26 protein-coding genes and 1 other RNA gene are annotated in these 24,156 nt (G+C 66.9%); 13 read left to right on the forward strand and 14 right to left on the reverse strand.

From position 1 onward, the window contains the following. Positions 1 to 47 precede the first annotated feature (47 nt). Positions 48 to 662 (reverse strand): glutathione S-transferase family protein, encoded by a 615-nt coding sequence (locus tag ACV22Z_RS26725; RefSeq protein WP_448079284.1) that lies wholly within the window; start codon positions 660 to 662, stop codon positions 48 to 50. A 192-nt stretch (positions 663 to 854) separates the two neighbouring features. Here ACV22Z_RS26725 and ACV22Z_RS26730 point away from each other — a divergent pair, with 192 nt between their 5' ends. The 9 genes from ACV22Z_RS26730 to ACV22Z_RS26770 all read left to right on the forward strand — a co-directional run bounded on the left by ACV22Z_RS26730 (position 855) and on the right by ACV22Z_RS26770 (position 10,198). Beyond that, positions 855 to 2,252 carry an aminopeptidase P N-terminal domain-containing protein gene (locus ACV22Z_RS26730; protein WP_448079285.1) on the forward strand — a complete coding sequence of 466 codons (1,398 nt, stop codon included), beginning with the start codon at positions 855 to 857 and terminating at the stop codon, positions 2,250 to 2,252. Positions 2,253 to 2,292: 40 nt separating this feature from the next. After that, positions 2,293 to 3,471: a UbiH/UbiF/VisC/COQ6 family ubiquinone biosynthesis hydroxylase gene (locus ACV22Z_RS26735; RefSeq protein WP_448079286.1), complete on the forward strand. Its 1,179-nt coding sequence runs from the start codon at positions 2,293 to 2,295 to the stop codon at positions 3,469 to 3,471. Between the two features lie 166 nt (positions 3,472 to 3,637). Continuing rightward, positions 3,638 to 4,708, forward strand: a complete 1,071-nt coding sequence (dusB, locus tag ACV22Z_RS26740) for a tRNA dihydrouridine synthase DusB (RefSeq protein ID WP_448079287.1) — start codon at positions 3,638 to 3,640, stop codon at positions 4,706 to 4,708. Beyond that, complete coding sequence (locus ACV22Z_RS26745; protein WP_006401675.1) at positions 4,705 to 4,938, forward strand: Fis family transcriptional regulator; 234 nt, start codon at positions 4,705 to 4,707, stop codon at positions 4,936 to 4,938. The genes dusB and ACV22Z_RS26745 overlap by 4 nt, the downstream gene beginning before the upstream one ends. Positions 4,939 to 4,982: 44 nt before the next feature. Beyond that, on the forward strand, positions 4,983 to 6,548 hold the full coding sequence (gene purH / locus ACV22Z_RS26750; RefSeq protein WP_448079288.1) for a bifunctional phosphoribosylaminoimidazolecarboxamide formyltransferase/IMP cyclohydrolase: 1,566 nt from the start codon (positions 4,983 to 4,985) through the stop codon (positions 6,546 to 6,548). A gap of 222 nt (positions 6,549 to 6,770) precedes the next feature. After that, on the forward strand, positions 6,771 to 7,313 hold the full coding sequence (gene ruvC, locus ACV22Z_RS26755; protein ID WP_448079289.1) for a crossover junction endodeoxyribonuclease RuvC: 543 nt from the start codon (positions 6,771 to 6,773) through the stop codon (positions 7,311 to 7,313). A 154-nt stretch (positions 7,314 to 7,467) separates the two neighbouring features. Continuing rightward, positions 7,468 to 8,049, forward strand: coding sequence for a Holliday junction branch migration protein RuvA (gene ruvA, locus ACV22Z_RS26760; protein ID WP_448079290.1), 582 nt, complete (start codon positions 7,468 to 7,470; stop codon positions 8,047 to 8,049). Positions 8,050 to 8,148: 99 nt separating this feature from the next. Next, positions 8,149 to 9,216, forward strand: a complete 1,068-nt coding sequence (gene ruvB, locus ACV22Z_RS26765) for a Holliday junction branch migration DNA helicase RuvB (RefSeq protein ID WP_448079291.1) — start codon at positions 8,149 to 8,151, stop codon at positions 9,214 to 9,216. Positions 9,217 to 9,241: 25 nt separating this feature from the next. Then, the gene (locus ACV22Z_RS26770; protein ID WP_448079292.1) at positions 9,242 to 10,198 is read left to right on the forward strand and encodes an oxygenase MpaB family protein; all 957 of its coding nucleotides are present in this window, start codon (positions 9,242 to 9,244) and stop codon (positions 10,196 to 10,198) included. 142 nt (positions 10,199 to 10,340) lie between these two features. Here the strand turns inward: ACV22Z_RS26770 and ACV22Z_RS26775 are convergent, their stop codons facing one another. From ACV22Z_RS26775 to tyrS, 3 genes are read right to left on the reverse strand one after another with little or no spacing between them, the layout of a single operon-like run. Beyond that, positions 10,341 to 11,003 carry a histidine phosphatase family protein gene (locus ACV22Z_RS26775; protein WP_448079293.1) on the reverse strand — a complete coding sequence of 221 codons (663 nt, stop codon included), beginning with the start codon at positions 11,001 to 11,003 and terminating at the stop codon, positions 10,341 to 10,343. Positions 11,004 to 11,026: 23 nt separating this feature from the next. After that, positions 11,027 to 11,485: a D-aminoacyl-tRNA deacylase gene (dtd, locus tag ACV22Z_RS26780; RefSeq protein ID WP_448079294.1), complete on the reverse strand. Its 459-nt coding sequence runs from the start codon at positions 11,483 to 11,485 to the stop codon at positions 11,027 to 11,029. Beyond that, a complete protein-coding gene (gene tyrS / locus ACV22Z_RS26785; RefSeq protein WP_448079295.1) occupies positions 11,482 to 12,723 on the reverse strand; it encodes a tyrosine--tRNA ligase in 1,242 nt (413 codons plus the stop codon). Before tyrS ends, dtd begins: the two co-directional genes overlap by 4 nt. Positions 12,724 to 12,864: 141 nt before the next feature. Between tyrS and ACV22Z_RS26790 the strand changes: the two genes are divergently transcribed. Further along, positions 12,865 to 14,013 (forward strand): anhydro-N-acetylmuramic acid kinase, encoded by a 1,149-nt coding sequence (locus ACV22Z_RS26790; RefSeq protein ID WP_448079296.1) that lies wholly within the window; start codon positions 12,865 to 12,867, stop codon positions 14,011 to 14,013. A gap of 90 nt (positions 14,014 to 14,103) precedes the next feature. On the opposite strand, the gene erpA is transcribed toward ACV22Z_RS26790, so the two are convergent. The 3 genes from erpA to rplM form a co-directional block, all read right to left on the reverse strand. Then, a complete protein-coding gene (erpA, locus tag ACV22Z_RS26795) occupies positions 14,104 to 14,472 on the reverse strand; it encodes an iron-sulfur cluster insertion protein ErpA (protein WP_010091356.1) in 369 nt (122 codons plus the stop codon). 270 nt (positions 14,473 to 14,742) lie between these two features. Further along, on the reverse strand, positions 14,743 to 15,135 hold the full coding sequence (gene rpsI, locus ACV22Z_RS26800; protein WP_010091355.1) for a 30S ribosomal protein S9: 393 nt from the start codon (positions 15,133 to 15,135) through the stop codon (positions 14,743 to 14,745). A gap of 11 nt (positions 15,136 to 15,146) precedes the next feature. Continuing rightward, entirely contained in the window at positions 15,147 to 15,575 is a 429-nt protein-coding gene (rplM, locus tag ACV22Z_RS26805; protein WP_009687896.1) for a 50S ribosomal protein L13, read from the reverse strand. A gap of 331 nt (positions 15,576 to 15,906) precedes the next feature. Between rplM and ACV22Z_RS26810 the strand changes: the two genes are divergently transcribed. Further along, positions 15,907 to 16,206 carry a hypothetical protein gene (locus tag ACV22Z_RS26810; RefSeq protein WP_448079297.1) on the forward strand — a complete coding sequence of 100 codons (300 nt, stop codon included), beginning with the start codon at positions 15,907 to 15,909 and terminating at the stop codon, positions 16,204 to 16,206. 420 nt (positions 16,207 to 16,626) lie between these two features. Beyond that, the gene (locus tag ACV22Z_RS26815; protein ID WP_448079298.1) at positions 16,627 to 17,091 is read left to right on the forward strand and encodes an OsmC family protein; all 465 of its coding nucleotides are present in this window, start codon (positions 16,627 to 16,629) and stop codon (positions 17,089 to 17,091) included. Positions 17,092 to 17,166: 75 nt separating this feature from the next. Here ACV22Z_RS26815 and rnpB read toward each other — a convergent pair. From rnpB to pyrC, 3 genes are all read right to left on the reverse strand, one after another. Next, an RNA gene (rnpB, locus tag ACV22Z_RS26820) (RNase P RNA component class A) lies at positions 17,167 to 17,580 on the reverse strand. Between the two features lie 32 nt (positions 17,581 to 17,612). Beyond that, positions 17,613 to 18,572 (reverse strand): DUF3025 domain-containing protein, encoded by a 960-nt coding sequence (locus tag ACV22Z_RS26825; protein ID WP_448079299.1) that lies wholly within the window; start codon positions 18,570 to 18,572, stop codon positions 17,613 to 17,615. Continuing rightward, positions 18,569 to 19,633, reverse strand: coding sequence for a dihydroorotase (pyrC, locus tag ACV22Z_RS26830; RefSeq protein ID WP_448079300.1), 1,065 nt, complete (start codon positions 19,631 to 19,633; stop codon positions 18,569 to 18,571). Before pyrC ends, ACV22Z_RS26825 begins: the two co-directional genes overlap by 4 nt. Positions 19,634 to 19,858: 225 nt before the next feature. Between pyrC and ACV22Z_RS26835 the strand changes: the two genes are divergently transcribed. Next, positions 19,859 to 20,761 carry a class II glutamine amidotransferase gene (locus ACV22Z_RS26835; protein ID WP_448079301.1) on the forward strand — a complete coding sequence of 301 codons (903 nt, stop codon included), beginning with the start codon at positions 19,859 to 19,861 and terminating at the stop codon, positions 20,759 to 20,761. A gap of 109 nt (positions 20,762 to 20,870) precedes the next feature. Here ACV22Z_RS26835 and ACV22Z_RS26840 read toward each other — a convergent pair whose 3' ends face one another. The 4 genes from ACV22Z_RS26840 to ACV22Z_RS26855 form a co-directional block, all read right to left on the reverse strand. Further along, entirely contained in the window at positions 20,871 to 21,596 is a 726-nt protein-coding gene (locus ACV22Z_RS26840; RefSeq protein ID WP_448079302.1) for an amino acid ABC transporter ATP-binding protein, read from the reverse strand. Then, positions 21,593 to 22,270: a glutamate/aspartate ABC transporter permease GltK gene (gene gltK / locus ACV22Z_RS26845; RefSeq protein ID WP_448079303.1), complete on the reverse strand. Its 678-nt coding sequence runs from the start codon at positions 22,268 to 22,270 to the stop codon at positions 21,593 to 21,595. The genes ACV22Z_RS26840 and gltK overlap by 4 nt, the downstream gene beginning before the upstream one ends. Further along, complete coding sequence (locus ACV22Z_RS26850; protein WP_448079304.1) at positions 22,270 to 23,010, reverse strand: amino acid ABC transporter permease; 741 nt, start codon at positions 23,008 to 23,010, stop codon at positions 22,270 to 22,272. The genes gltK and ACV22Z_RS26850 overlap by 1 nt, the downstream gene beginning before the upstream one ends. Before the next feature lie 85 nt (positions 23,011 to 23,095). Further along, positions 23,096 to 23,989, reverse strand: a complete 894-nt coding sequence (locus tag ACV22Z_RS26855) for a glutamate/aspartate ABC transporter substrate-binding protein (RefSeq protein WP_448079305.1) — start codon at positions 23,987 to 23,989, stop codon at positions 23,096 to 23,098. Between the last annotated feature and the right edge of the window lie 167 nt (positions 23,990 to 24,156).

Raw genomic sequence — 24,156 nt, forward strand, 5'->3', positions numbered from 1 at the left:
TTCATTTGCGGACGGCATGGGCGGCATCGGCGGTGGCGCCGTCCGTGTCACCCCTGCGGCACCGTGTCGACAAACGACTGCCGCTGCATCAGCTTCACGAAATGCTTGTCGAGGTTCGGATGGCGGTCGCGCCAGTTGAGTTCGGGCATCCGGAAGTCGAGATAGCCGAGCGCGCAGCCGAGCGCGATGTCGGCGAGCGAGTAATGATTACCGACACACCAGGTCTTGCCGCCGAGGCCCTGCGACATCGCGACGAGCGCGTCGTCGATCTTGCGCTGCTGGCGCGCGATCCAGCTCGCGCTTCGGTGTGCCTCCTCTCGCTGCGTATGCTCGAGGCGGATCGCGACGGATGCGTCGAGCGCGCCGTCGCACAGCGCCTCCCAGCAGCGCACTTCGACGCGCTCGCGGCCGGACGGCGGAATCAGCTTGCCGACCGGGGACAGCGTGTCGACGTATTCGCAGATCACGCGGGAGTCGAACACCGCGGCGCCATCTTCCATCACGAGACACGGAACCTTGCCGAGCGGGTTCGAGGCATGAATGTTGGTATCCGGCGCCCAGACGTTCTCGAGCTCCAGCTTGTAGTCGATTTTCTTTTCAGCAAGCACGATTCGCGCCTTTCGGACGTACGGGCTGCTGAGCGAACCGATTAATTTCATCATCTGCCTTTGTTGGGGAACCGCAGAGAGTATACGTTGTCGGCGATCATAACCGGCCAGCGGCGGTCGGTAGACAATCGCCCGTCCGGCCTGTGGATGGTTTGCAACAGCCGCGGCGGCCCCCTTGCATGCCACCTTGCGCGTTCCTTTCCGCCCCCTCTCACACGCCGCGTCCGGCGGCGCTACAATCGCACGATGAATGCGCCCCACGAATCCGCCATCGCCGTCGACGTCTACCGCCAGCGCCGCGAGCGCGTGCTTGCCGCACTGCGCGCCGCGGGCGGCGGCGTCGCCATCGTCCCCACCGCGCCCGAAGTGCTGCGCAATCGCGACACGGGCTACCCGTTCCGCCACGACAGCTATTTCTATTACCTGACGGGCTTCGCCGAGCCGGACGCGGTGCTCGTGCTGAACGCGTCCGCACCGCACGGCGCGCCGCAGTCGATCCTGTTCTGCCGCGCGAAGAACGCCGACCGCGAAATCTGGGAAGGCTTCCACTACGGCCCCGAGGCCGCAAGCGATGCGTTCGGCTTCGACGCGGCGTTCGCCGTCGACGTGCTCGACACGGAAATGCCGCGCGTGCTCGCCGACGCGGGCACCGTGCACTACCGGTTCGGCGCATCGGCCGAGTTCGACCGCCAGCTCGACCGCTGGCTCGACGCGGTGCGCGCGCAGGCGCGCACGGGCGTCGCCGCGCCGGACGCCATGCTCGACCTCACGCCGGTGCTCGACGACATGCGGCTCGTCAAGGACGAACACGAGCTCGCGATCATGATGCGCGCCGCGCACATCTCGGCGCTCGCGCACCGGCGCGCGATGGAGATCTGCCGGCCCGGCGTGCGCGAGTACGAACTCGAGGCCGAGCTGCTCTACACGTTCCGCAAGCATGGCGCGCAGGCGCCCGCGTACGGCTCGATCGTCGCGGCAGGCGCGAACGCATGCGTGCTGCACTACCCGGCCGGCAACGCGGTCGCGCAGGACGGCGACCTGATCCTGATCGACGCGGCCTGCGAACTCGACGGCTACGCGTCCGACATCACGCGCACGTTCCCGGCGAGCGGCCGCTTCTCGCCCGCACAGCGCGCGCTGTACGACATCGTGCTCGCCGCGCAGCAGGCGGCGATCGACGCGACGCGCGCCGGCGTGCCGTTCGAGGCGCCGCACGACGCCGCGGTGCGCGTGCTCGCGCAGGGGCTGCTCGACACCGGCATCATCCCGAAAACGCGCTTCTCGAACGTCGATGACGTGATCGCCGAACGCGCGTACGCGCGCTTCTACATGCACCGCACGGGCCACTGGATCGGCATGGATGTGCACGATTGCGGCGACTACCGCGAGCGGCTCGCCGGGCGCGACGACAAAGGCGCGCTGCCGTGGCGCACGCTGAAGGCCGGGATGGCGCTGACCGTCGAGCCGGGCCTGTACGTGCGCGCGGCTGACGACGTGCCGCCCGAATACTGGAACATCGGCATCCGCATCGAGGACGACGCGATCGTGCGCGAGAATGGCTGCGAGCTGATCACGCGCGACGTGCCCGTCGCGGCCGCCGAGATCGAGGCGCTGATGCGCGCGGGCGCGGCGCACGGCGCCTGAACGCGCAGCGCCGACCGTTTCATCCGTTTCACGATTCCCGATGACGACCGAATCCTCCCCGGCCACGCCGGACTACGACATCGCCATCGTCGGCGCGGGCCCGGTCGGGCTCGCGCTGGCCGGCTGGCTCGCACGGCGCAGCGCGACGCAGCCGTGGTCGATTGCGCTGATCGACGCGCGCGAACCCGCGGCGAGCGCGAACGATCCGCGCGCGATCGCGGTGTCGCACGGCAGCCGCGTGCTGCTCGACACGCTCGCGTGGCCCGCCGATGCGACGCCGATCGAGCACATCCACGTATCGCAGCGCGGCCATTTCGGCCGCACGCTGATCGACCGCGACGAACACGACCTCGCTGCACTCGGCTACGTCGTGCGCTACGGCTCGCTCGTGCAGGCGCTGGCCGGTGCGGTCCGCGGCACGCGCGTCGACTGGCTCACGTCGACGTCCGCACGCGCGCCGCAGCAGCACGCCGACGGCGTCACGCTGACGCTCGACAGTCCGCACGGCGAACGCGCGCTGCGCGCGCGCGTCGTCGTCAATGCCGAAGGCGGCCTGTTCCACGAGCAGCAGGCCGACGCCGGCAAGCATCGCCGCGACTACGGGCAGACTGCGCTCGTCGGCACCGTGACGGTGTCCGCACCGCGTCCGAACGTCGCGTGGGAACGCTTCACGCACGAAGGGCCGCTCGCGCTGCTGCCGCTCGGCGGTGCCGATTACGCGCTCGTGTGGTGCTGCGAGCCCGGCGAAGCCGCGCGCCGCGCCGCGCTGCCCGACGATGCGTTCCTGCGCGAGCTCGGCCGCGCGTTCGGCGAGCGGATGGGCCGCTTCGTCGCGATCGCCGGGCGCGCGTCGTTCCCGCTCGGGCTCAACGCCGCGCAGACGCTCGTCGATCGCCGCACCGCGATCGTCGGCAATGCCGCGCAGACGCTGCACCCGGTCGCTGGCCAAGGGCTGAACCTCGGCCTGCGCGACGCGCACACGCTCGTTGATGCACTGTCCACGCATGGCGCCGAACCGGCCGCGCTCGCGGCCTTCAACGCGCGGCGCGCGCTCGACCGTCGGCTCACGATCGGCGCGACCGACACGCTCGCACGTCTCTTCACGATCGAATCGACCCCGTTTGCGCTGCTGCGCGGCGCGGCGCTTACCGCGCTCGAGTTCGTGCCGCCGCTCAAGACCGCGATCGCCCGCCAGATGATGTTCGGCCAGCGCGACTGACGCACGCTCCGCCGCCTGCACAAGCATGGCGGCCGACTTGTGCCGGTGCGACATGACGCACGCCACACAAACCGGGTCAAATCGGCACAGCGGGGGAATACGGTAAAATGCGCGTTTTCCCTCCGCCCTTTCCGTGCCCGCGCTGGTCGCGGGCGGTGCCATTGCGATGCCCGTTATCGGCTCTCACGTATTGCGTAACAACCTGTTCGTCGCCCCGATGGCGGGCGTGACGGATCGTCCGTTCCGCCAGCTGTGTAAACGGCTTGGGGCCGGCTACGCCGTGTCCGAAATGGTCGCATCGAACGCGCAATTGTGGAAAAGCGCCAAGACGATGCGCCGCGCGAACCACGAAGGCGAAGTCGAGCCGATCGCCGTGCAGATCGCCGGCGCCGACCCGGCGATGATGGCCGAAGCCGCCCGCTACAACGTCGACAACGGCGCGCAGATCATCGACATCAACATGGGCTGCCCGGCGAAGAAGGTCTGCAACGTCGCGGCCGGCTCCGCGCTGCTGCAGAACGAGCCGCTCGTGAAGCAGATCGTCGAGGCGGTCGTCGGCGCGGTCGGCATCGGGCCCGACGCCGTGCCCGTCACGCTGAAGATCCGCACCGGCTGGGACCGCGAGCACAAGAACGCGATCACCGTCGCGCGCCTCGCCGAGGCCACCGGCATCTCGATGCTCACCGTGCACGGCCGCACGCGCGCCGACCTGTACCGCGGCGATGCCGAATACGAGACGATCGCGGCCGTGAAGGCGGCCGTCGGCATTCCGGTCGTCGCGAACGGCGACATCACGTCGCCGCAAAAGGCGAAAGCGGTGCTCGACGCAACGGGCGCCGATGCGCTGATGATCGGTCGTGCCGCGCAAGGTCGGCCGTGGCTGTTCCGCGAAATCGATCATTTCCTGCAAACTGGCGAGCTGCTGCCGCCGCCGCTGATCGACGAGATCCAGCAGGTGATGAACGAGCATCTGGAAGACCATTACGCGTTCTACGGAGAATTCACGGGAGTCCGTACTGCGCGCAAGCACATCGGCTGGTACACTCGCGGCCTTTCCGGAGCCAACGGGTTCCGGCACCGGATGAACACGCTCGATTCCACCCGCGAGCAGCTCGCCGCCGTCAATGCGTTCTTCGAGGCGCAAAAGGCGCTGTCCGATCACCTCGTCTACGTCGACGAGGACGAAGACGAGCCCGGCCAGCGCGAGGCGGACGACCATAACCAGTTAGCAGCATGAGCAAGCACAACATCGAACAATGTGTCCGCGAGAGCCTGGACGTGTATTTCCGGGATCTAGACGGCTCCAATCCGCACGACGTCTATGAAATGGTGATGTCCTGCGTCGAAAAGCCGATGCTCGAGGTCGTGCTCGAACAGGCGGGCGGCAACCAGTCGCTCGCCGCGGAGTACCTCGGCATCAACCGCAACACGCTGCGCAAGAAGCTGCAGCAGCACGGCCTGCTGTAGCCGGCCGCCCTGTCCCCGTTTCCCTGGCTATTGGTGGTTCCATCATGATCAAGCAAGCGCTCATTTCCGTTTCCGACAAGACCGGCATCGTCGACTTCGCGAAGTCGCTGTCCGACCTCGGCGTCAAGCTGCTGTCGACGGGCGGCACCGCGAAACTGCTCGCCGACGCGGGCCTGCCCGTTACCGAAGTGGCCGACTACACGGGCTTCCCGGAAATGCTCGATGGGCGCGTGAAGACGCTGCACCCGAAGGTGCACGGCGGCATCCTCGCGCGCCGCGACCTGCCGGAGCACATGCAGGCGCTCGAGCAGCACGGCATCCCGACGATCGACCTGCTCGTCGTGAACCTGTATCCGTTCGTCGCGACGATCGCGAAGGACGACTGCACGCTTGCCGACGCGATCGAGAACATCGACATCGGCGGCCCGACGATGCTGCGCTCGGCCGCGAAGAACCACCGCGACGTGACGGTGATCGTCGATCCGGCCGACTACGCGGTCGTGCTCGACGAGATGAAGGCGAACGGCAACACGGTCGGCTACCCGACCAACTTCCGCCTCGCGACGAAGGTGTTCGCGCACACCGCGCAGTATGACGGCGCGATCACGAACTACCTGACGAGCCTGACCGACGAGCTGAAGCACGCGTCGCGCAATACCTACCCGGCGACGCTGAACATGGCGTTCGAGAAGGTGCAGGACCTGCGCTACGGCGAGAACCCGCACCAGAGTGCCGCGTTCTACCGCGATGTCGCGCCGCAGGCCGGCGCGCTCGCGAACTACCGCCAGCTGCAGGGCAAGGAACTGTCGTACAACAACATCGCCGATTCGGACGCGGCGTGGGAATGCGTGAAGACGTTCGACGCACCGGCCTGCGTGATCATCAAGCACGCTAACCCGTGCGGCGTCGCAGTCGGCAACGATTCGGCCGACGCGTACGCGAAGGCATTCCAGACCGACCCGACGTCGGCGTTCGGCGGCATCATCGCGTTCAACCGCGAAGTGGACGAAGCGGCCGCGCAAGCCGTCGCAAAGCAGTTCGTCGAAGTGCTGATCGCGCCGTCGTTCACCGATGCCGCGAAGCAGGTGTTCACCGCGAAGCAGAACGTGCGCCTGCTCGAGATCGCGCTCGGCAACGGCCATAATGCATTCGACCTGAAGCGCGTCGGCGGCGGCCTGCTCGTGCAGTCGCTCGATGCGAAGAACGTGCAGCCGCACGAACTGCGCGTCGTCACGAAGCGTCACCCGACGCCGAAGGAAATGGACGACCTGCTGTTCGCATGGCGCGTCGCGAAGTACGTGAAGTCGAACGCGATCGTGTTCTGCGGCAACGGCATGACGCTCGGCGTCGGCGCGGGCCAGATGAGCCGTGTCGACTCGGCGCGCATCGCCAGCATCAAGGCGCAGAACGCGGGCCTCACGCTCGCCGGTTCGGCGGTTGCGTCGGACGCGTTCTTCCCGTTCCGTGACGGTCTCGACGTCGTCGTGGCAGCGGGCGCGACCTGCGTGATCCAGCCGGGCGGCTCAGTGCGCGACGACGAAGTGGTCGCGGCGGCCGACGAGCACAACATCGCGATGATCCTGACGGGCGTGCGCCACTTCCGTCACTGATCGACTGCTCGCGGCCCGTGGGGCCGCGACACGAAGGCCCGGCGGCGTCGTACCCGCCGGGTTTTTTATTGTGCGGCACCCGGCCGGAGCGCGCGCGTCACGCGTTGCACCGTGGACGGCAACGCGCGTTCGCAAGCCCGTTCGTCGCGCAAGCGGGCGCCGACCCGGCGGCGCGCTGCGCCATTCGTTGTAGTATCGCTGCATCAAGCAATCCTCTTCATCATGCGAATTATCGGCATCGACCCCGGCCTGCGCGTCACGGGCTTCGGCATCATCGACGTCCACGGCCACCATCTCGCCTACGTCGCGAGCGGCGTGATCCGCACGTCGACGGCGGACCTCGCGACGCGGCTCGGCACGATCTTCGAAGGCGTGTCGACGCTGATCCGCGAACACGCGCCCGACCAGTCCGCGATCGAAAAGGTGTTCGTCAACGTCAACCCGCAATCGACATTGCTGCTCGGCCAGGCGCGTGGCGCCGCGATCTGCGGCCTCGTGTCGGGCGGGCTGCCCGTCGCCGAGTACACGGCGCTGCAGCTCAAGCAGGCCGTCGTCGGCTACGGCCGCGCGACCAAGGCGCAGATGCAGGAAATGGTCACGCGGCTGCTGAATCTCTCCGGGCAGCCGGGCTCGGACGCCGCCGACGCGCTCGGCATGGCGATCTGCCACGCGCACGGCGGCAATACGCTCAGCACGCTCGGCGGCCTCGCGCCGGCGCTCGCGAAGAAAGGGCTGCGCGTGCGGCGCGGCCGGCTCGTCGGCTGATCGCCGGCGCGCGCAATCGCCGGTGCGCCGGTGCGCCGGATCGACCGTTTTGCCCGCATGGACACGCATCGCTTCGGCCTGACGGCCGACCCATCGGCATTGCGCCGCACGTGCGCTACACTCGCGCTTCCTTCTTCATCGCCTTGCTCACTCCATGATCGGTCGCATCGCCGGCATCCTCCTCGAAAAAAACCCGCCTCACCTGCTCGTCGACTGCAACGGTGTCGGCTACGAAATCGACGTGCCGATGAGCACGTTCTACAACCTGCCGCAAACCGGCGAACGGGTCGTGCTGCTCACGCAGCAGATCGTCCGCGAGGACGCGCACCTGCTGTACGGTTTCCTGACCGCGCAGGAGCGCACGACTTTCCGCGAGCTGCTCAAGATCACCGGCATCGGCGCGCGCATGGCACTCGCCGTGCTGTCCGGCATGAGCGTGCCGGAGCTCGCGCAGGTCGTGACGATGCAGGACGCCGCCCGCCTCACCCGTCTGCCCGGCATCGGCAAGAAAACGGCCGAGCGCCTGCTGCTGGAGCTGAAGGGCAAGCTCGGCGCCGACCTCGGTGCACTCGCCGGCGCCGCGTCGCAGTCCGACCACGCGGCCGACATCCTCAACGCGCTGCTCGCGCTCGGCTACTCGGAGAAGGAAGGCCTCGCCGCGATCAAGAATGTGCCGGCCGGCACGGGCGTGTCCGAAGGCATCAAGCTCGCGCTCAAGGCGCTGTCGAAGGCGTAACGGCAAGCGGTTCAGCGCAGTGTCGCGCCTCCGCATGCGGCGCGCCAGTCGGCCGTTCGGCCAGGTTGGTAGGGCGGCGGCGCGCGGTACAATGGCCGCATGATTGAAACCGACAAACTCGCCACCGAGCGGATCATCGCCGCCACACCAGCCTCGTCGCACGAGGAGGTGTTCGAACGCGCGCTGCGGCCGCGCCAGCTCGACGAATACGTCGGCCAGGAAAAGGTGCGCGGCCAGCTCGAGATCTTCATCGAGGCCGCCAAGCGCCGTTCCGAGCCGCTCGACCATGTGCTGCTGTTCGGCCCGCCCGGTCTCGGCAAGACCACGCTCGCGCACATCATCGCGCGCGAGATGGGCGTCAACCTGCGCCAGACGTCGGGCCCGGTGCTCGAACGCGCGGGCGACCTCGCGGCACTGCTGACGAACCTCGAGGCGAACGACGTGCTGTTCATCGACGAGATCCACCGGCTGTCGCCGGTCGTCGAGGAGATCCTGTATCCGGCACTCGAGGATTACCAGATCGACATCATGATCGGCGAAGGTCCGGCCGCGCGCAGCGTGAAGCTCGACCTGCAGCCGTTCACGCTCGTCGGCGCGACCACCCGCGCCGGGATGCTGACCAACCCGCTGCGCGACCGTTTCGGGATCGTCGCGCGGCTCGAGTTCTACGACGCGGAGCAACTGTCGCGCATCGTGCGCCGCTCGGCATCGCTGCTCAACGCGCAGATCGATCCGAACGGCGCGCTCGAGATCGCGAAGCGCTCGCGCGGCACGCCGCGGATCGCGAACCGGCTGCTGCGCCGCGTGCGCGACTATGCGGAAGTGAAGGCCGACGGCACAATCACCGCGGCCGTCGCCGATGCGGCGCTCGCGATGCTCGACGTCGATCCGGTCGGCTTCGACCTGATGGACCGCAAGCTGCTCGAAGCGATCCTGCACAAGTTCGACGGCGGCCCGGTCGGCATCGACAACCTCGCCGCGGCGATCGGCGAAGAGCGCGACACGATCGAGGACGTCCTCGAACCGTACCTGATCCAGCAAGGCTTCCTGCAGCGCACGCCGCGCGGGCGCGTGGCGACGCTGATGACCTACCGCCACTTCGGGCTCGCCGCGCCCGACGCGGGCACCCCTGCACGCGGCTCGTGGGAGACGTCCGACGGGAAATGACCGCCCGCCCGACGCCACGCAAGCGATGACGACGCCCTCCAACCCGCACCCCGGCGCGCCCGCCTCGCACCCGCGCTGGCTCGAGCCACTGCGCAAGCGGCTCGTGGCCGGCGTCACGCATCTGACGACAGGCAGCGGCCCGTCGCTCGACTTCTCGTCGCCGCCTGGCGATCCGGGCCTGTTCGGACCCGACGCGGTCTGCTGGCGCGTGCATGCGGATTTCGCATCGATGATGACGGGCGGCATTTCCGCGCTGCTGCTCCAGGCATTGCATCCACTCGCGCTCGCCGGCGTATGGGATCACTCTTCGTTTCGCACCGACATCCTCGGCCGGCTGCGGCGCACCGCGACGTTCATTTCCGGCACCACGTTCGGCAACAGTGCGGACGCGCTCGCGCTGATCGAGCGCGTGAAGGCGATTCACGCCCGGGTGCACGGCACCGCACCCGACGGGCGTCCATACCGGGCCGACGATCCGGCGCTGCTGACCTGGGTGCACGTCGCCGAAGTCTCGAGCTTTCTCGCGGCGCACTTGCGTTACGTGAACCCGGCATTGCCGGGCGAGCTGCAGGATCGCTATTACGCTGAAACGGCGCGGATCGCCGAAATGCTCGGCGCGCAGGATGTACCCCGCTCGCGTGCCGAGATCACCGCGTACCTGACGCGCATGCGGCCCGAGCTCGAGGCCGGCCCGCGCACGTTCGAGGTGATGCGGATCCTGCTCAACGCGCCGGTCGCTAGGCCGGCCATGCGGCCCGCTGCGACCCTGGTGATGCACGCCGGAATCGACCTGCTGCCGCCCTGGGCGCAGGACATGCTCGGGGTCTCGGCATTCGCGCCGTTGCGGCGCGCGTTCGTCCGGCCCGGTGTGCGCGCCGTTGCGCCGGTATTGCGCTGGGCGCTCGTCAACGGCGCGTCGAGGCGCGCGCGTCGGCGGGCAACCGCACACAACGTGGTGCAATCGGAACGGAAAGGAAGCTGACGAGCTGACGCCCGGTGGGCCGACCGCAGTGGTCGCCGGCGGGTGAAGCAAGGCTCACGCTCGCGGCAGCTCGGCCGCCGAGCCCGCGCGCATGCTGCACGCGAGCTGCAACGACGCCGCCGTCGCGGCTCGCGGCCTGCGCCTACAACACCCTGCTGTAGCCGTCGTCGTCGCTCGCCTCGTTCAGATGCGAGATGTCGGCCCACTGCACGACGTTTGCGCGTCCGTCCACATAGTCGACGACATTGATGCTCGTATTGAGCAGCTGATAGTTGCGCGGCGCGTCGAGATCGAGCGCGTTTGCGAACCGATACACGCAATCGAGCACGCCGCCGTGCGCAACGCACGCAATCCGGCCGCCCGGATGCGCGGCGACGATCGGCTCGAGTGCGTGCAGCACGCGATGATAGAACACGCGCTGCGACTCGCCGCCTTCGGGTTCGAAACCTGGGTCGCGCGTCTGCCACGCGGCGTACGCATCCGGAAAGCGCGCCTCAATCTCCGCGCTGTCATGACCCTGGAAGATGCCGTATGCGCGCTCGCGCAAGCCTTCGCGCAGCACGAGCGGCAGGCCGAGTGCATCGGCGGCCGGCTGCGCGGTCTGCTGCGCGCGCATCAGGTCGCTCGAATAGATCGCATCGACGCGCGCACCGTCGCGCGCATCGCGCGCAAGACGCGCGGCAAGCCGCTGCGCCTGCGCGAGGCCCGATTCGGCGAGCGGAATGTCGATATGGCCCTGGATACGCTTGATGCGGTTCCAGGCCGTCTCGCCATGACGGATGAAGAGAATCTGCGTGGTAGCCATCGCGACGGCGCTCCCGGAAAGAATCAGGGCCGCACTTGCAGCCAGAACGTCACCGGCCCGTCGTTGACGAGCGACACCTGCATGTCGGCGCCGAATTCGCCGGTCGCGACGAGCGGATGGCGCACGCGTGCCGCGGCGACGAAGTAATCGAACAGGCGCGCGCCCTCGTCGGGCGGCGCCGCGGGCGTGAAGCTCGGGCGCAGGCCGCTGTTCGTGTCGGCCGCGAGCGTGAACTGCGACACGAGCAGCAAGCCGCCCGCGCGCCCTTCGCCGTCGATGTTCGACACGGGCAGGTTCATCTTGCCGGCCGCATCGCTGAACACGCGGTAGCCGAGCACCTTCGCGAGCAGCTTGTCGGCCGCCGCGTCGGTGTCGCCGCGCTCCGCGCAGACGAGCGCGAGCAGGCCCGCACCGATCTCGCCCGTCACGCGGTCGCCAACGCGCACGTCGGCGCGCTTCACGCGCTGGATCAGCGCGATCATGCGGTCAGCGTCACGCGCGCGAAGCGGCGCTTGCCGACCTGAACGACGAACTCGCCGGCCTCGACCTTGAGGCCCTTGTCCGACACGGTCGCGCCGTCGATCTTCACGCCGCCCTGCTCGATGTTGCGCAGCGCTTCGCTCGTCGACGGCACGAGGCCCGCCTGCTTCAGCAGCTGGCCGATCGCGAGCGGCGCGCCCGCGAGCGTCACCGACGGGATATCGTCCGGCACGCCGCCCTTTGCGCGGTGGTTGAAATCCTCGAGCGCGCGCTCGGCGTCGGCCTGCGAATGGAAGCGCGCGACGATTTCCTGCGCGAGCAGCACCTTGAAGTCGCGCGGGTTGCGGCCCGCTTCGGCCTCGCGCCGGAAGCCGATGATCTCGTCCATGCCGCGGAACGACAGCAGCTCGAAGTAACGCCACATCAGCGTGTCCGAGATGCTCATCAGCTTGCCGAACATGTCGGTCGGCTTCTCGCTGATGCCGACATAGTTGCCCTTCGACTTCGACATCTTCTCGACGCCGTCGAGGCCTTCGAGCAGCGGCATCGTCAGGATGCACTGCTGTTCCTGGCCGTACTGCTTCTGCAGTTCGCGGCCGACGAGCAGGTTGAATTTCTGGTCGGTGCCGCCCAGTTCGAGATCGGCATTCAGCGCGACGGAATCGTAGCCCTGCATCAGCGGGTACAGGAACTCGTGGATCGAGATCGGCACGCCGCCCTGGAAGCGCTTCGTGAAGTCTTCGCGCTCGAGAATCCGCGCGACCGTATAGCGCGACGCGAGCTTGATCATCCCGTCCGCGCCGAGCGGCATCGACCATTCGCTGTTGTAGCGGATCTCGGTCTTCGAGCGGTCGAGCACGAGCGATGCCTGTTCGAAATAGGTCTTCGCGTTCGACTCGATCTGCTCGCGCGTGAGCGGCGGACGCGTTGCGTTGCGGCCGGACGGATCGCCGATCAGCGACGTGAAATCGCCGATCAGGAAGATGACCGTGTGGCCGAGGTCCTGCAGCTGGCGCATCTTGTTCAGCACGACCGTGTGGCCGATGTGGATGTCCGGCGCGGTCGGATCGAGGCCGAGCTTGATGCGAAGCGGCTTGCCCGTGGCCGCGCTGCGCGCGAGCTTCTGCGCGAACTCTTCCTCGATCAGCAGTTCGTCGACGCCGCGCTTCGTGACGGCGAGCGCATGCCGGACTTCGTCGGTGATCGGGAATACAGGCTTGGAACTGGGTTCGGTGCTCATCGGTGCCAGAAAGAATGTCGCAAAGACAAGGATTTTCCCATAACTTGCGCGCGCATCGCTTAACGGCTGCCTTGGTTGCGCGGATAATCGGACGCAAGGCGCGCGGCACCGGCCGGCGCCGCACGATTCGGGAGAGATCACGTGCCGCTAAGACGTCCGCCATCCGGCCATCCGGCCGACGGCGTTTACTTCGGGTTGATGTCGGGAACGAGCATGGACGGCGTCGACGGCGTCGCCGTGCGCTTCGAGCACGGCAAGCCGCCGGTCGTGCTCGCCGAGGCGTTCGTCGGGTTTGCGCAGTCGCTGCGCGATGCGCTGTTCGCGCTGCAGCAGCCGGGCGACGACGAGATCGAGCGCGAAGCGCTCGCGGGCAACGCGCTCGCGGCGCGCTATGCGGTGTGCTGCCACGAACTGCAGCGCGCGGCGGGGCTTGCGCCCGACCAGGTGCGCGCGATCGGCGTGCACGGCCAGACGGTGCGGCATCGCCCCGAGCGCGGCTATACGCGGCAGATCAACAATCCGGCACTGCTCGCCGAACTCACGCATATCGACGTGATCGCCGATTTCCGCAGCCGCGACGTCGCCGCCGGCGGCCAGGGCGCGCCGCTCGTGCCAGCGTTCCACGCGACCGTGTTCGGCGCGCCGGGCGAGACGCGCGTCGTCTGCAATCTCGGCGGCATCAGCAACATCACGATCCTGCCCGGCGAAGGCGGCCACGTGCGCGGCTTCGACTGCGGCCCCGCGAATGCGCTGATCGACGAATGGGCGAGCCGCCACCTCGGCAAACCCTACGACGAAGGCGGCCGGTTCGCCGCGCGCGGCAACATTCATGCGCCGCTGCTCGATGCGCTGCTCGACGAGCCCTACTTCGACGCGCCGCCGCCCAAGAGCACCGGACGCGACCTGTTCAATCCGGCATGGCTCGACGGCAAGCTGGCCGCATTCGCGCAGCTCGCGCCGGAGGACATCCAGGCCACGCTCACGGCGCTGACGGCCGTGTCGATCGCGCATGAGGTCGCACAGCATGCGCCCGACTGCACGGCCGTCTATGTGTGCGGCGGCGGCGCCCGCAACCCCGTGCTGCTCGACACGCTCGTGAATGCGCTCCGCGATCGCGGCGTACGCGCGGCGGTCGACACCACGACCGCGCTCGGCGTGCCGCCGCAGCAGGTCGAGGCACTCGCGTTCGCATGGCTCGCACGCCGCTTCACCGCGCGCGAGACAGGCAATCTCGCGTCGGTCACCGGCGCCGCCGGCGACCGCGTGCTCGGCGCGCTCTATCCGCGCTGATACGGCGCTTGCCCATCATTCGGGCACAAAAAACGGGGCTTGATGCCCCGTTTTTCGTTTCAGCGAACCGGATCGGATCCGTCGTGCCGCTCAGACCGAGAACGACGAACCGCACCCGCAGGTGGTCGTGGCGTTCGGGTTCTTGATCACGAACTGCGCGCCGTTCAGGTCGTCCTTGTAGTCGATTTCAGCGCCGACCAGGTACTGGTAGCTCATCGAGTCGATCAGCAGCTGGACGCCGTTCTTGTTCATCACGGTGTCGTCCTCGTTGACTTCCTCGTCGAACGTGAAGCCATACTGGAAGCCCGAGCAGCCGCCGCCCTGCACGAACACGCGCAGCTTCAGGTCGGGGTTGCCTTCTTCGTCGATCAGTTGCTTGACCTTCTCGGCCGCCGCATCGGTGAAGACGAACGGCGCCGGCATTTCGGTCGTTGCTGCGGATTCGGTAACAGCGTTCATGCGAACTCTCCAAAAAGCTTTAGCCGCTATTGTAGGGCTGATCTGAATATCGTGCTGATGTCCATGAAATCAACAGGTTTTTGTCGATTTCGTCAAAGTGGGCGACCGGGGTGGGCGACCAAGCGTCAGTGGCCTGCGCGGGCGACCGGCGCAGGCCGCCGGCACGGGCGCGCAGCGAAGAACCGGACGCGCATAAAAAAACCGCCAGCGCAAAAGCTGGCGGTTTTTTCGGCAGGCGCCGCCCGAAAGCGGTGCACGACCGTGAAGCGCTTAACGCTTCGAGAACTGCTTGGCGCGGCGTGCCTTGCGCAGACCGACCTTCTTACGCTCGACTTCACGTGCATCGCGCGTGACGAAGCCCGCGTTCGACAGCGACGGCTTCAGCGTCGCATCGTAGTCGATCAGTGCGCGGGTGATGCCGTGGCGCACTGCACCTGCCTGACCCGTTTCACCGCCGCCCGTCACGTTCACCTTGATGTCGAACGTCTGGCCGTGGTTCGTGAGTTCCAGCGGTTGACGCACGATCATCAGCGACGTTTCGCGCGAGAAGTAGTCAGCGATGGGCTTGCCGTTGACGACGATGTCGCCCTTGCCAGCCTTGATGAAGACACGTGCGACTGCGCTCTTGCGGCGGCCCGTACCGTAGTTCCAGTTACCGATCATGTGGGCTCCCCTTAGATCTCGAGCGCCTTCGGCTGTTGAGCCGAGTGCGGATGCGTCGCTTCTGCGTAGACCTTCAGCTTCTTGATCATCGCGTAGCCGAGCGGGCCCTTCGGCAGCATGCCCTTGACCGCCTTCTCGAGCGCACGGCCCGGGAAGCGTTCTTGCATCTTGCCGAACGTCGTTTCATAGATACCGCCCGGGTAGCCCGAGTGGCGGTAGTACTTCTTGTCCAGCGTCTTGTTGCCCGTGACCTTCAGCTTGCTCGCGTTGATGATGATGATGAAATCACCAGTGTCGACGTGCGGAGTGAACTCAGGCTTGTGCTTGCCGCGCAGACGGCGTGCCACTTCGCTGGCAACACGGCCGAGAACCTTATCCGTCGCGTCAATCACGTACCATTCGCGCGTCACCTCATGGGCTTTTGCGGAAAACGTCTTCATGATCGATCCAAAAAAAATGCTTTGCCCGATGTGTTCTTTCCTGCTTGTCTAGGTGCGCTTCGAGGCGCGGTGCAGGCTCTCCCTGTTCTTTTTCCGTGGGCATGAATGCGGAAAAGCCCTGAATTATAAGGGAAATGGTGTGCCGCGGTCAAAGGGAATCCACGTCCGGATGCGCGATGCGCGTGAAATCGGTGAAAATCCGGTCGTGCCCCGGGGTCATGCCCCGCCAAACCGGACGAATCCGAGCGCCCGGGGGCACGCAGCGGCGCGCGCCGTCGTCACCCGTCGTCGTCACCCTTTCGCGCGCCGGACAAGGAGAACAACAAACACGATGAAGCCACAACTCACGCCCTTCTTCGCGGCCGCCCTGCTGATCGGCGCCGCCACGCCCGCCGCCGCCGACCCGGCCGGCTGCAACACCAAGCTCGAGGCGCTCGACGCGCGGATCGCCGCCGCCCGCCACGCCCAAGCCGACGACCGCGCCGCCCGCCTGCGCGCGGTGCGTGAACGGGTCAGGCATTTCTGTTCGCACCGCCACGGCCAAGCATCCGCTGTGCACGCACCGCCGGCCCTTCCGCGCGGCGCGGTATCCGGCACGGCCGCGCAGCCCGCCGGCCGCCAGCCCGTATAACCGCCGCCTGACGCGCGAAATGCGCATCGATCGTTGCATGGGACGAAAAAAAGCCCGAACGACTGGTTCGGGCTTAATCCACCATTGGAGGAGGGTGGAGGAGACATTCGGAGGTTGCCGCAGCGCGACAACCAATGAAACGCATTATACGAACGCACCCGCAGCAGCACAAGAAAATTTGCATTACGAAATCTGACATCACAATATGAAATTCTCGCGCGCCAGTTGGCACGGATGATTTCATTTGAATAATCAGTCACTTGCGCACCCAGCCGACAAACCGGCGGCGCGCACAACTAGAGTAAAACCCCTAAAAACCCGGGGGAAATCGACGCCCTGCCGCGCGCCGCACGCGGCACACGGGCGCCCGCCGTTCGGCATCGTGCAGCGCATCAGCCGACCGTTGCGTCGCGGGCTACAATGCCGGATCGAATTCGAATCAGGCAACGCTGGAGCGCAAGCATGGAATGCAAAGTAAGCTGGTTGGGTCAGGACGGCATGGCATTTTCCGCCCAGACCGGGAGCGGGCACCTCGTCGCGATGGACGGCGCGCCGGAAGGCGGCGGTCACAACCTGGCGGCGCGGCCGATGGAGATGGTGCTGGTCGGCACCGGCGGCTGCACCGCCTACGACGTCGTGCTGATCCTGAAGAAAAGCCGCCAGGACGTCACCGGCTGCTCGGTCACGCTGAAGGCCGAGCGCGCGAGCGAAGACCCGAAGGTCTTCACGAAGATCCATTTCCACTTCACCGTCACCGGCCGCAACCTGAACCCTGCCACGGTCGAGCGCGCGATCAACCTGTCGCACGACAAATACTGCTCGGCATCGATCATGATCGCCAAGACGGCCGAGCTCACGCATTCGTTCGACATCGTCGCCGCCTGAACCGGGGCCAAGTCGCACCGATGAAAAAAAGGGCCGGCGTCTCGCAACGAGACGCCGGCCCTTCTTGCATTCGAACGGCAAAGCAGGCCGATAAGCCGGATTCTGTGCACGCCGCGCGTCCGAAGACGCGCGGCGCGTGGCAGCCATTCCTCTAGGCGCGCCATTGCTGACGCGCTCAAGCTTCCTACCCGCAGACGAGACGGGGGCCCCGTCCTGCATCCGGAGATGCGCGCCTGCCTACTTGGAATTGCTCCGGGTGGAGGTTACCGTGCCGGCGAACGTCGCCGTCGCCGCGGTGCGCTCTTACCGCACCGTTTCACCCTTACCTGATCCCGGCTTGCGCCGGGCCATCGGCGGTTTGCTTTCTGTTGCCCTGTTCCGCGTGTCGCCACGGATGGCCGTTAGCCATCACCCTGCCCTGTGGAGTCCGGACTTTCCTCGCCCCCGCCTGCCCGAAGGCGGCGGGGCCGCGACTGCCTGGCCTGCTTTGCGACGCGCATTCTAGCACTGCGCGCCGCACATCACAGCGCTCGCGCGCGCCGCCCGCTGCGAAACACCGCCGGATCGTCGTAGAACGACGGATCGGCATTGGCCGCACACCAGCCCGGCACGCCCAGCACCGGCAGCGGCGAAAAATCGCGGCTCGTCAGCGCGCGCGTCGCGAGCGCATGCGCGACCTGCTCGTCGACGTGGGTCGCCCGGTGTGCAGCGGACCACGTGAAATAGTCTGCGCTCACTTCGACGATCCACACATGCGCGGTGCAGGACTTGTACGGCGCAACGAGCTTCTCGAGCAGCGCGTGTCCGACGACGCGCGTCTCGCAGCGCGTGCCCCATGCGTCGCGCGCGGCGACCAGCAGCCGCTGCCAGTCGAAGCCCCGCAGCGCGTCGGCGAGCGCCGGGTCGGCCGTCACGAACAGCGCGGCGTTTTCGTCGAACAGCGTCAGCGCATCGCGCAACGTGCCGCGCACGGGCCCGACACCGCCAGAGGCATCAATCGCCGCCGCCTGGCGCGCGTTCAGCGCCGCCTTGATGCGCGGATACGCAAACCAGACGAGCGCATTGAAGAAGTCGTGCAGATTGTGGCGCGTCGGCACGCCGCCCGTTGCGGCGATATGGGTCTCGTACGCAACGCCGGCCGGCAGTTCGGCCTGCGGCACGAAGCGCAGCGGCTCGCCGCGGCCGCTGACGAGCGGGGTCGCGCACTCGGCGCACTCGGCGCACTCGGCGCACTCGGCGCACTCGGCGCACTCGGCGCACTCGGCGCGGTCGGCGCGGTCGGCGCGGTCGGCGCGCTTGGCGTGTGCAGCGCGGTTCAGCGCGGTGAGCAACGCAGGCGCGCCGTCGAGCGCGGCCGCGTGCACCGCGCGGCCCGGTTCGTCGAAGCCCGCGAGCCACGGCGCGGACCAGTCGATCCGTTCGAATGCCGCCGCGTCCGCGCCGGCCGGCTGGCCGGCCGCGCGCGGCGGCGCGGCGTTCACGCGAGTTTCCAGCCGATCGACTCGCCCGCGCGCAGCGGCACGACCGGCGTGTCGCCCGCGAAGATCTCGAGCGGCAGTTCCCACGGTTCGCGGCGCAGCGTCACCGTCTCGCCGCTGCGCGGCAGGCCGTAGAAATCCGCGCCGAAGAAGCTCGCGAAACCTTCGAGCTTGTCGAGCGCACCGGCGTTGTCGAACGCTTCCGCATACAGCTCGAGCGCGTGCAGCGCCGTGTAGCAGCCCGCACAGCCGCACGCGGCTTCCTTCGCGTTGCGCGCGTGCGGCGCACTGTCGGTGCCGAGGAAAAAGCGCGGGTTGCCCGACGTCGCCGCCTCGACGAGCGCGACACGGTGAGTCTCGCGCTTGAGCACCGGCAGGCAGTAGTAATGCGGGCGGATCCCGCCGACGAAGATCGCGTTGCGGTTGTACAGCAGGTGGTGCGCGGTGATCGTCGCGCCGATCAGCCCGGGGGCGGCATCGGCGTCGCGCACGTAGTCGGCCGCGTCCTTCGTCGTGATGTGCTCGAATACGACCTTGAGGCCCGGGAAATCGCGGCGCAGCGGCGTCATCACGCGGTCGATGAACACCTTCTCGCGGTCGAACAGGTCGATCGACGCGTCAGTCACCTCGCCGTGGACGAGCAGCGGCATGCCGAGCTCCTGCATCGTCTCGAGCGTCTTCGCGCATTTCGCGAGATCGGTCACGCCGTGGTCCGAGTTGGTGGTCGCGCCTGCCGGATACAGCTTCACGCCATGCACGAAGCCGCTTTCGCGCGCGCGGCGGATCTCGTCGGGCGGCGTGTTGTCGGTCAGGTACAGCGTCATCAGCGGCTCGAACGTCACGCCGGCGGGCACCGCGGCGAGGATCCGTTCGCGGTATGCGTGCGCCTGCTCGGTGGTCGTCACGGGCGGTTTCAGGTTCGGCATGATGATCGCGCGGCCGAACTGGCGCGCGGTGTGCGGCAGCACCGCGGCGAGCATGTCGCCGTCGCGCACGTGCAGGTGCCAGTCGTCGGGACGGGCGAGCGTCAGCGTCGCCGGGGAAGGTGCGTTCGAGGCAGTCATAGGAGGCGTCGTGAGGAATCGGGCGAAACGCGGGGGGCGGGAAACAGTGCCGGAAGGCGCCGGCGCGGGCCGACTGACGGCAAACCGCAACACGGGGCCGCTCGCCGGTGGAATCCGCTTTTTACCGCTATTGGCTCGGTGATATGCTAGAAGCACACATTGTACCGGGGTTCACCCGGTCCCAACCGGTTCGATACCCCGCTTCAGCCTGCCGCCCCAAGTAAAATGTGCCAACTCCTAGGAATGAACTGCGCCGCGCCGACGGACGTCACATTCTCCTTCACCGGCTTCGCGGCCCGGGGCGGGGTCACCGATCACCATGCCGACGGCTGGGGCATCGCCTTCTTCGAAGATAAAGCCTGCCGCCTGTTCATCGATCACCAGGCATCGGCCACGTCGCCGATCGCCGAAATGGTGAAGCGCTACCCGATCAAGTCGAAGAATACGATCGCGCACATCCGCAAGGCGACGCAGGGCCACATCCTGCTCGAGAACAGCCATCCGTTCATGCGCGAGCTGTGGGGCCGGCACTGGATCTTCGCGCACAACGGCGACCTGCAGGATTACGAACCGGACATGGAAGGCAGCGTCTATCACCCGGTCGGCACCACGGACAGCGAGAAGGCGTTCTGCGTACTTATGCAGGGGCTGCGCGAAGCATTCCCCGGCGCGCAGCCGCCGCTGCCCGAGCTGTTCGAGCGGGTCGGCGAACTGACGCGCGGCATCACCGAACACGGCGTATTCAACTTCCTGATGTCGAACGGGCAGGCACTGTTCGCGCACTGCTCGACGCGGCTGCACTACCTCGTGCGCCGCTGGCCGTTCTCGACCGCGCACCTCGTCGACGAAGACCTGTCGATCGATTTCGCGAAGTACACGACGCCCGAGGATCGGGTCGCGGTGATCGCGACGCAGCCGCTCACCGACAACGAAGTCTGGACCGCGTTCGAGCCCGGCGAACTGATCATGTTCCAGTGTGGCGAAGTCGCCGCGCGGATGCAGATCCCGGTGCCGCCCGCCGTGCTCGAGAAGCTGCGCAACCCGGCGCTGGACGCGTCGGCGTCCGCACCCGCGCGGCCGCTGCCCGCGGTCGAGGCGGACGTCAGCGAGGACGCGTTCGATTTCTGAGCGCGCCGCCTGCCTGCGGACCACCGCCTGCACACGACAAAACGCCCGGCATCGCCGGGCGTTTCCATTTGCAGCACCGCATGAAGGACGGCCCCGCCGCCCTTCCCGCTCAGTGCAGGATCTTCGCGAGAAAGTCCTTCGCGCGGTCCGACTTCGGATTCGCGAAGAAGTCTTCCTTGCGGTCGTCCTCGACGATCGCCCCCTTGTCCATGAAGATCACGCGATGCGCAACCTTCTTCGCGAAGCCCATCTCGTGCGTGACGACCATCATCGTCATCCCTTCCTTCGCGAGTTCGACCATCACGTCGAGCACTTCGTTGATCATCTCCGGGTCGAGCGCGGACGTCGGCTCGTCGAACAGCATCGCGATCGGGTCCATCGACAGCGCGCGCGCGATCGCAACCCGCTGCTGCTGGCCGCCGGAGAGCTGGCCCGGAAATTTGTGCGCGTGCGCCTTGAGACCCACGCGGTCGAGCAGCTTCAAGCCCTTCTCGGTCGCCTCGTCCTTGCTGCGGCCGAGCACCTTGACCTGCGCGAGCGTCAGGTTCTCGGTGATCGACAGGTGCGGGAACAGCTCGAAATGCTGGAACACCATCCCGACCTTCGAGCGCAGCTTCGACAGGTTCGTCTTCTTGTCGCCGACCGACTGGCCGTTGACGAGAATCTCGCCCTGCTGGAACGGCTCGAGGCCGTTCACGGTCTTGATCAGCGTCGACTTGCCCGAGCCCGACGGCCCGCAGACGACCACCACCTCGCCCTTCTTCACCTCGGTCGTGCAATCGGTGAGGACCTGAAACTGGCCATACCACTTCGAAACGTTCTTGATGGAAATCATCTTGTGACCTTTTTCTGGAGACCTTTGACGAGGCCGGATGCCACCGTGCAAATCACGAAATAGCATGCGCCCGCGAACAGGATCATCTCGACGCTCGTGCCGTCGCGATCGCCGATGTTGGCGGCCGTGCGGAAGAAGTCCGCGAGGCTGATCACGTAGACGAGCGACGTGTCCTGGAACAGCACGATCGCCTGCGTGAGCAACAGCGGCACCATCGCGCGGAAGGCCTGCGGCAGGATCACGAGGCGCATCGCCTGCGCATAGTTCATGCCGAGCGCGAACGCGGCATTCACCTGCCCGCGCGGCACCGCCTGGATGCCGGCGCGGATGATCTCCGAATAATACGCGGCTTCGAACAGCGAGAACGCGACCATCGCCGACGCGAGCCGGATGTCGATCGTCGGCGACAGACCGAGCACGCCCTGCAGCACCTGCGGCACGATCAGGAAGAACCACAGCAGCACCATCACGAGCGGGATCGAACGGAACACGGTCACGTAGCCCTGCGCGAACCACGCGAGCGGCTTGATGCCCGACAGCCGCAACAGCGCGAGCAGCGTGCCCCAGATGATCCCGACCACGATCGCGAGCGCCGTGATCTGAAACGTGATGACCGCCCCCGTCCATAGCGCCGGCAGTGCGCCGGGGATACTGCTCCAGTCGAACTGATGCATCACTTGCCTCCAATGTAGCCGGGCAGCTTCGACCTGCTTTCGACCCAGCGCATGAACGCCATCACGATCAGGTTGATGATCACGTATGCGAGCGTGACCGCGATGAACGACTCGTACGTCTGCGCGGTGTAGTCGACGAGCTGGCGCGCCTGCGCGGACAGGTCGAGCAGGCCGATCGTCGACGCGACCGCGGAGTTCTTGAAGATGTTCAGGAATTCCGACGTGAGCGGCGGCACGATGATCCGGTACGCGACCGGCAGCAGCACGTAGCGATACGTCTGCCACTGCGTGAAGCCCATCGCGAGGCCCGCGGCGCGCTGGCCCTTCGGCAGCGCATTGATGCCCGAGCGCACCTGCTCGCAGACGCGCGCGCCGGTGAACAGGCCGAGGCAGACGATCGACGCGGTGAAGAACTGCGTGCCCGGCGGCAGCTGCTTGATCCAGGTGCCGATCGCCGGCGGCAGCAGTTCCGGCACGACGAGGTACCAGACGAAGAACTGCACGATCAGCGGGATGTTGCGGAAGATCGACACGTATACGGTGGCGATCGCGGAAAGCCATTTGTTCGGCACCGTGCGCAGCACGCCGAACAGCGAACCGACGATGAGCGCGATCACCCAGGCGACCAGCGACACCTTGATCGTCACCCAGAACCCGGACATCAGCCATCCGAAATAAGTGGTCGGCTCGCCGGTCGACACGGGGCTCAGGAGGATGCCCCAGTTCCAGTGGTATGACATGGACAAGACTCCAGCAAAAAGAAACGGAAGAAGCGTGGCCTCTTCCGTTTCGTCAGCGTCATTTCTGCATCAACGGACGCGCAGGTCAGTCGAGCGCCTTGTCGTTCGGGTTCGCGTACAGATTCTTCATCGCATCGGAGAGCGGGAACTTCAGGTTCAGCCCCTTCGGCGGGATCGGGTTCTCGAACCACTTCGCGTAGATCTTCGCGGCGTCGCCCGACTTCTCGACCTGTTGAATCGCGTCGTCAACGACCTTCTTGAACGCCGGGTCGTCCTTGCGCATCATGCAGCCGTACGCTTCCTGCGATTGCGGCGTGCCGACGATCACCCACTCGTCCGGCTTCTTCGCCTTCGCGCGCTCGCCCGCGAGCAGTGCATCGTCCATCATGAACGCGACCGCGCGGCCCGTCTCGAGCGTCTGGAACGACTCGCCGTGATCCTTCGCGCTGATGATGGTCATGCCCATCTGCTTCTCGTTGTTCATCGCACGCAGCAGGCGCTCGGACGTCGTGCCGGCCGTCGTCACGACGGTCTTGCCCTTCAGGTCCGGGAAGTCCTTGACGCCCGAGCTCTTGTTCGTCATCAGGCGCGTGCCGATCACGAAGATCGTGTCCGAGAAGGCCGCCTGCTTCTGGCGGTCGAGGTTGTTCGTCGTCGAGCCGCACTCGATGTCGACCGTGCCGTTCTGCACGAGCGGGATGCGGTTCTGCGACGTGACGGGAATGTTGCGGACCTGCAGGTTCGGCAGGTTCAGCTTCTTCTTCACCGCGTCGACGACCTTCATCTGGAAGTCGCGCGAGTAGCCGACGACCTGCTGCTTTTCGTCGTAGTAGGAGAACGGGATGGACGACTCGCGGTGGCCCAGCGCGATCACGCCCGTGTCCTTGATCTTCTTCAGCGTGCCGGTCTCCTGGGCATGCGCGCCGCTTGCGAACGCGATGCACGCCGCGGCCATCAGGACTGCCTCGTGGAATTTCATTTTGTTCATCTCCTTGGCTGATACCCGCGCCAGTGTATCAAAGTAATATTTTTGAAAGTACTGGATGTTTACCGCATGACGGATCGCCGTCGTCGAAGCCGTCCTCCCGGCTCCGGCGCCCGAATGCGCGCGCGGGCGGCACCGGATCCGGTGCCGCCCGCGAGGGT

Source organism: Burkholderia sp. PU8-34, assembly GCF_053427725.1.

Bases quoted from the DNA above. Each gene is read 5' to 3' on its own strand.
- ACV22Z_RS26725 (WP_448079284.1), bottom strand. From the start codon at position 662: ATGATGAAATTAATCGGTTCGCTCAGCAGCCCGTACGTCCGAAAGGCG.
- ACV22Z_RS26730 (WP_448079285.1), top strand. From the start codon at position 855: ATGAATGCGCCCCACGAATCCGCCATCGCCGTCGACGTCTACCGCCAG.
- ACV22Z_RS26735 (WP_448079286.1), top strand. From the start codon at position 2,293: ATGACGACCGAATCCTCCCCGGCCACGCCGGACTACGACATCGCCATC.
- dusB (WP_448079287.1), top strand. From the start codon at position 3,638: ATGCCCGTTATCGGCTCTCACGTATTGCGTAACAACCTGTTCGTCGCC.
- ACV22Z_RS26745 (WP_006401675.1), top strand. From the start codon at position 4,705: ATGAGCAAGCACAACATCGAACAATGTGTCCGCGAGAGCCTGGACGTG.
- purH (WP_448079288.1), top strand. From the start codon at position 4,983: ATGATCAAGCAAGCGCTCATTTCCGTTTCCGACAAGACCGGCATCGTC.
- ruvC (WP_448079289.1), top strand. From the start codon at position 6,771: ATGCGAATTATCGGCATCGACCCCGGCCTGCGCGTCACGGGCTTCGGC.
- ruvA (WP_448079290.1), top strand. From the start codon at position 7,468: ATGATCGGTCGCATCGCCGGCATCCTCCTCGAAAAAAACCCGCCTCAC.
- ruvB (WP_448079291.1), top strand. From the start codon at position 8,149: ATGATTGAAACCGACAAACTCGCCACCGAGCGGATCATCGCCGCCACA.
- ACV22Z_RS26770 (WP_448079292.1), top strand. From the start codon at position 9,242: ATGACGACGCCCTCCAACCCGCACCCCGGCGCGCCCGCCTCGCACCCG.
- ACV22Z_RS26775 (WP_448079293.1), bottom strand. From the start codon at position 11,003: ATGGCTACCACGCAGATTCTCTTCATCCGTCATGGCGAGACGGCCTGG.
- dtd (WP_448079294.1), bottom strand. From the start codon at position 11,485: ATGATCGCGCTGATCCAGCGCGTGAAGCGCGCCGACGTGCGCGTTGGC.
- tyrS (WP_448079295.1), bottom strand. From the start codon at position 12,723: ATGAGCACCGAACCCAGTTCCAAGCCTGTATTCCCGATCACCGACGAA.
- erpA (WP_010091356.1), bottom strand. From the start codon at position 14,472: ATGAACGCTGTTACCGAATCCGCAGCAACGACCGAAATGCCGGCGCCG.
- rpsI (WP_010091355.1), bottom strand. From the start codon at position 15,135: ATGATCGGTAACTGGAACTACGGTACGGGCCGCCGCAAGAGCGCAGTC.
- rplM (WP_009687896.1), bottom strand. From the start codon at position 15,575: ATGAAGACGTTTTCCGCAAAAGCCCATGAGGTGACGCGCGAATGGTAC.
- ACV22Z_RS26810 (WP_448079297.1), top strand. From the start codon at position 15,907: ATGAAGCCACAACTCACGCCCTTCTTCGCGGCCGCCCTGCTGATCGGC.
- ACV22Z_RS26815 (WP_448079298.1), top strand. From the start codon at position 16,627: ATGCCGGATCGAATTCGAATCAGGCAACGCTGGAGCGCAAGCATGGAA.
- pyrC (WP_448079300.1), bottom strand. From the start codon at position 19,633: ATGACTGCCTCGAACGCACCTTCCCCGGCGACGCTGACGCTCGCCCGT.
- ACV22Z_RS26835 (WP_448079301.1), top strand. From the start codon at position 19,859: ATGTGCCAACTCCTAGGAATGAACTGCGCCGCGCCGACGGACGTCACA.
- ACV22Z_RS26840 (WP_448079302.1), bottom strand. From the start codon at position 21,596: ATGATTTCCATCAAGAACGTTTCGAAGTGGTATGGCCAGTTTCAGGTC.
- gltK (WP_448079303.1), bottom strand. From the start codon at position 22,270: ATGCATCAGTTCGACTGGAGCAGTATCCCCGGCGCACTGCCGGCGCTA.
- ACV22Z_RS26850 (WP_448079304.1), bottom strand. From the start codon at position 23,010: ATGTCATACCACTGGAACTGGGGCATCCTCCTGAGCCCCGTGTCGACC.
- ACV22Z_RS26855 (WP_448079305.1), bottom strand. From the start codon at position 23,989: ATGAAATTCCACGAGGCAGTCCTGATGGCCGCGGCGTGCATCGCGTTC.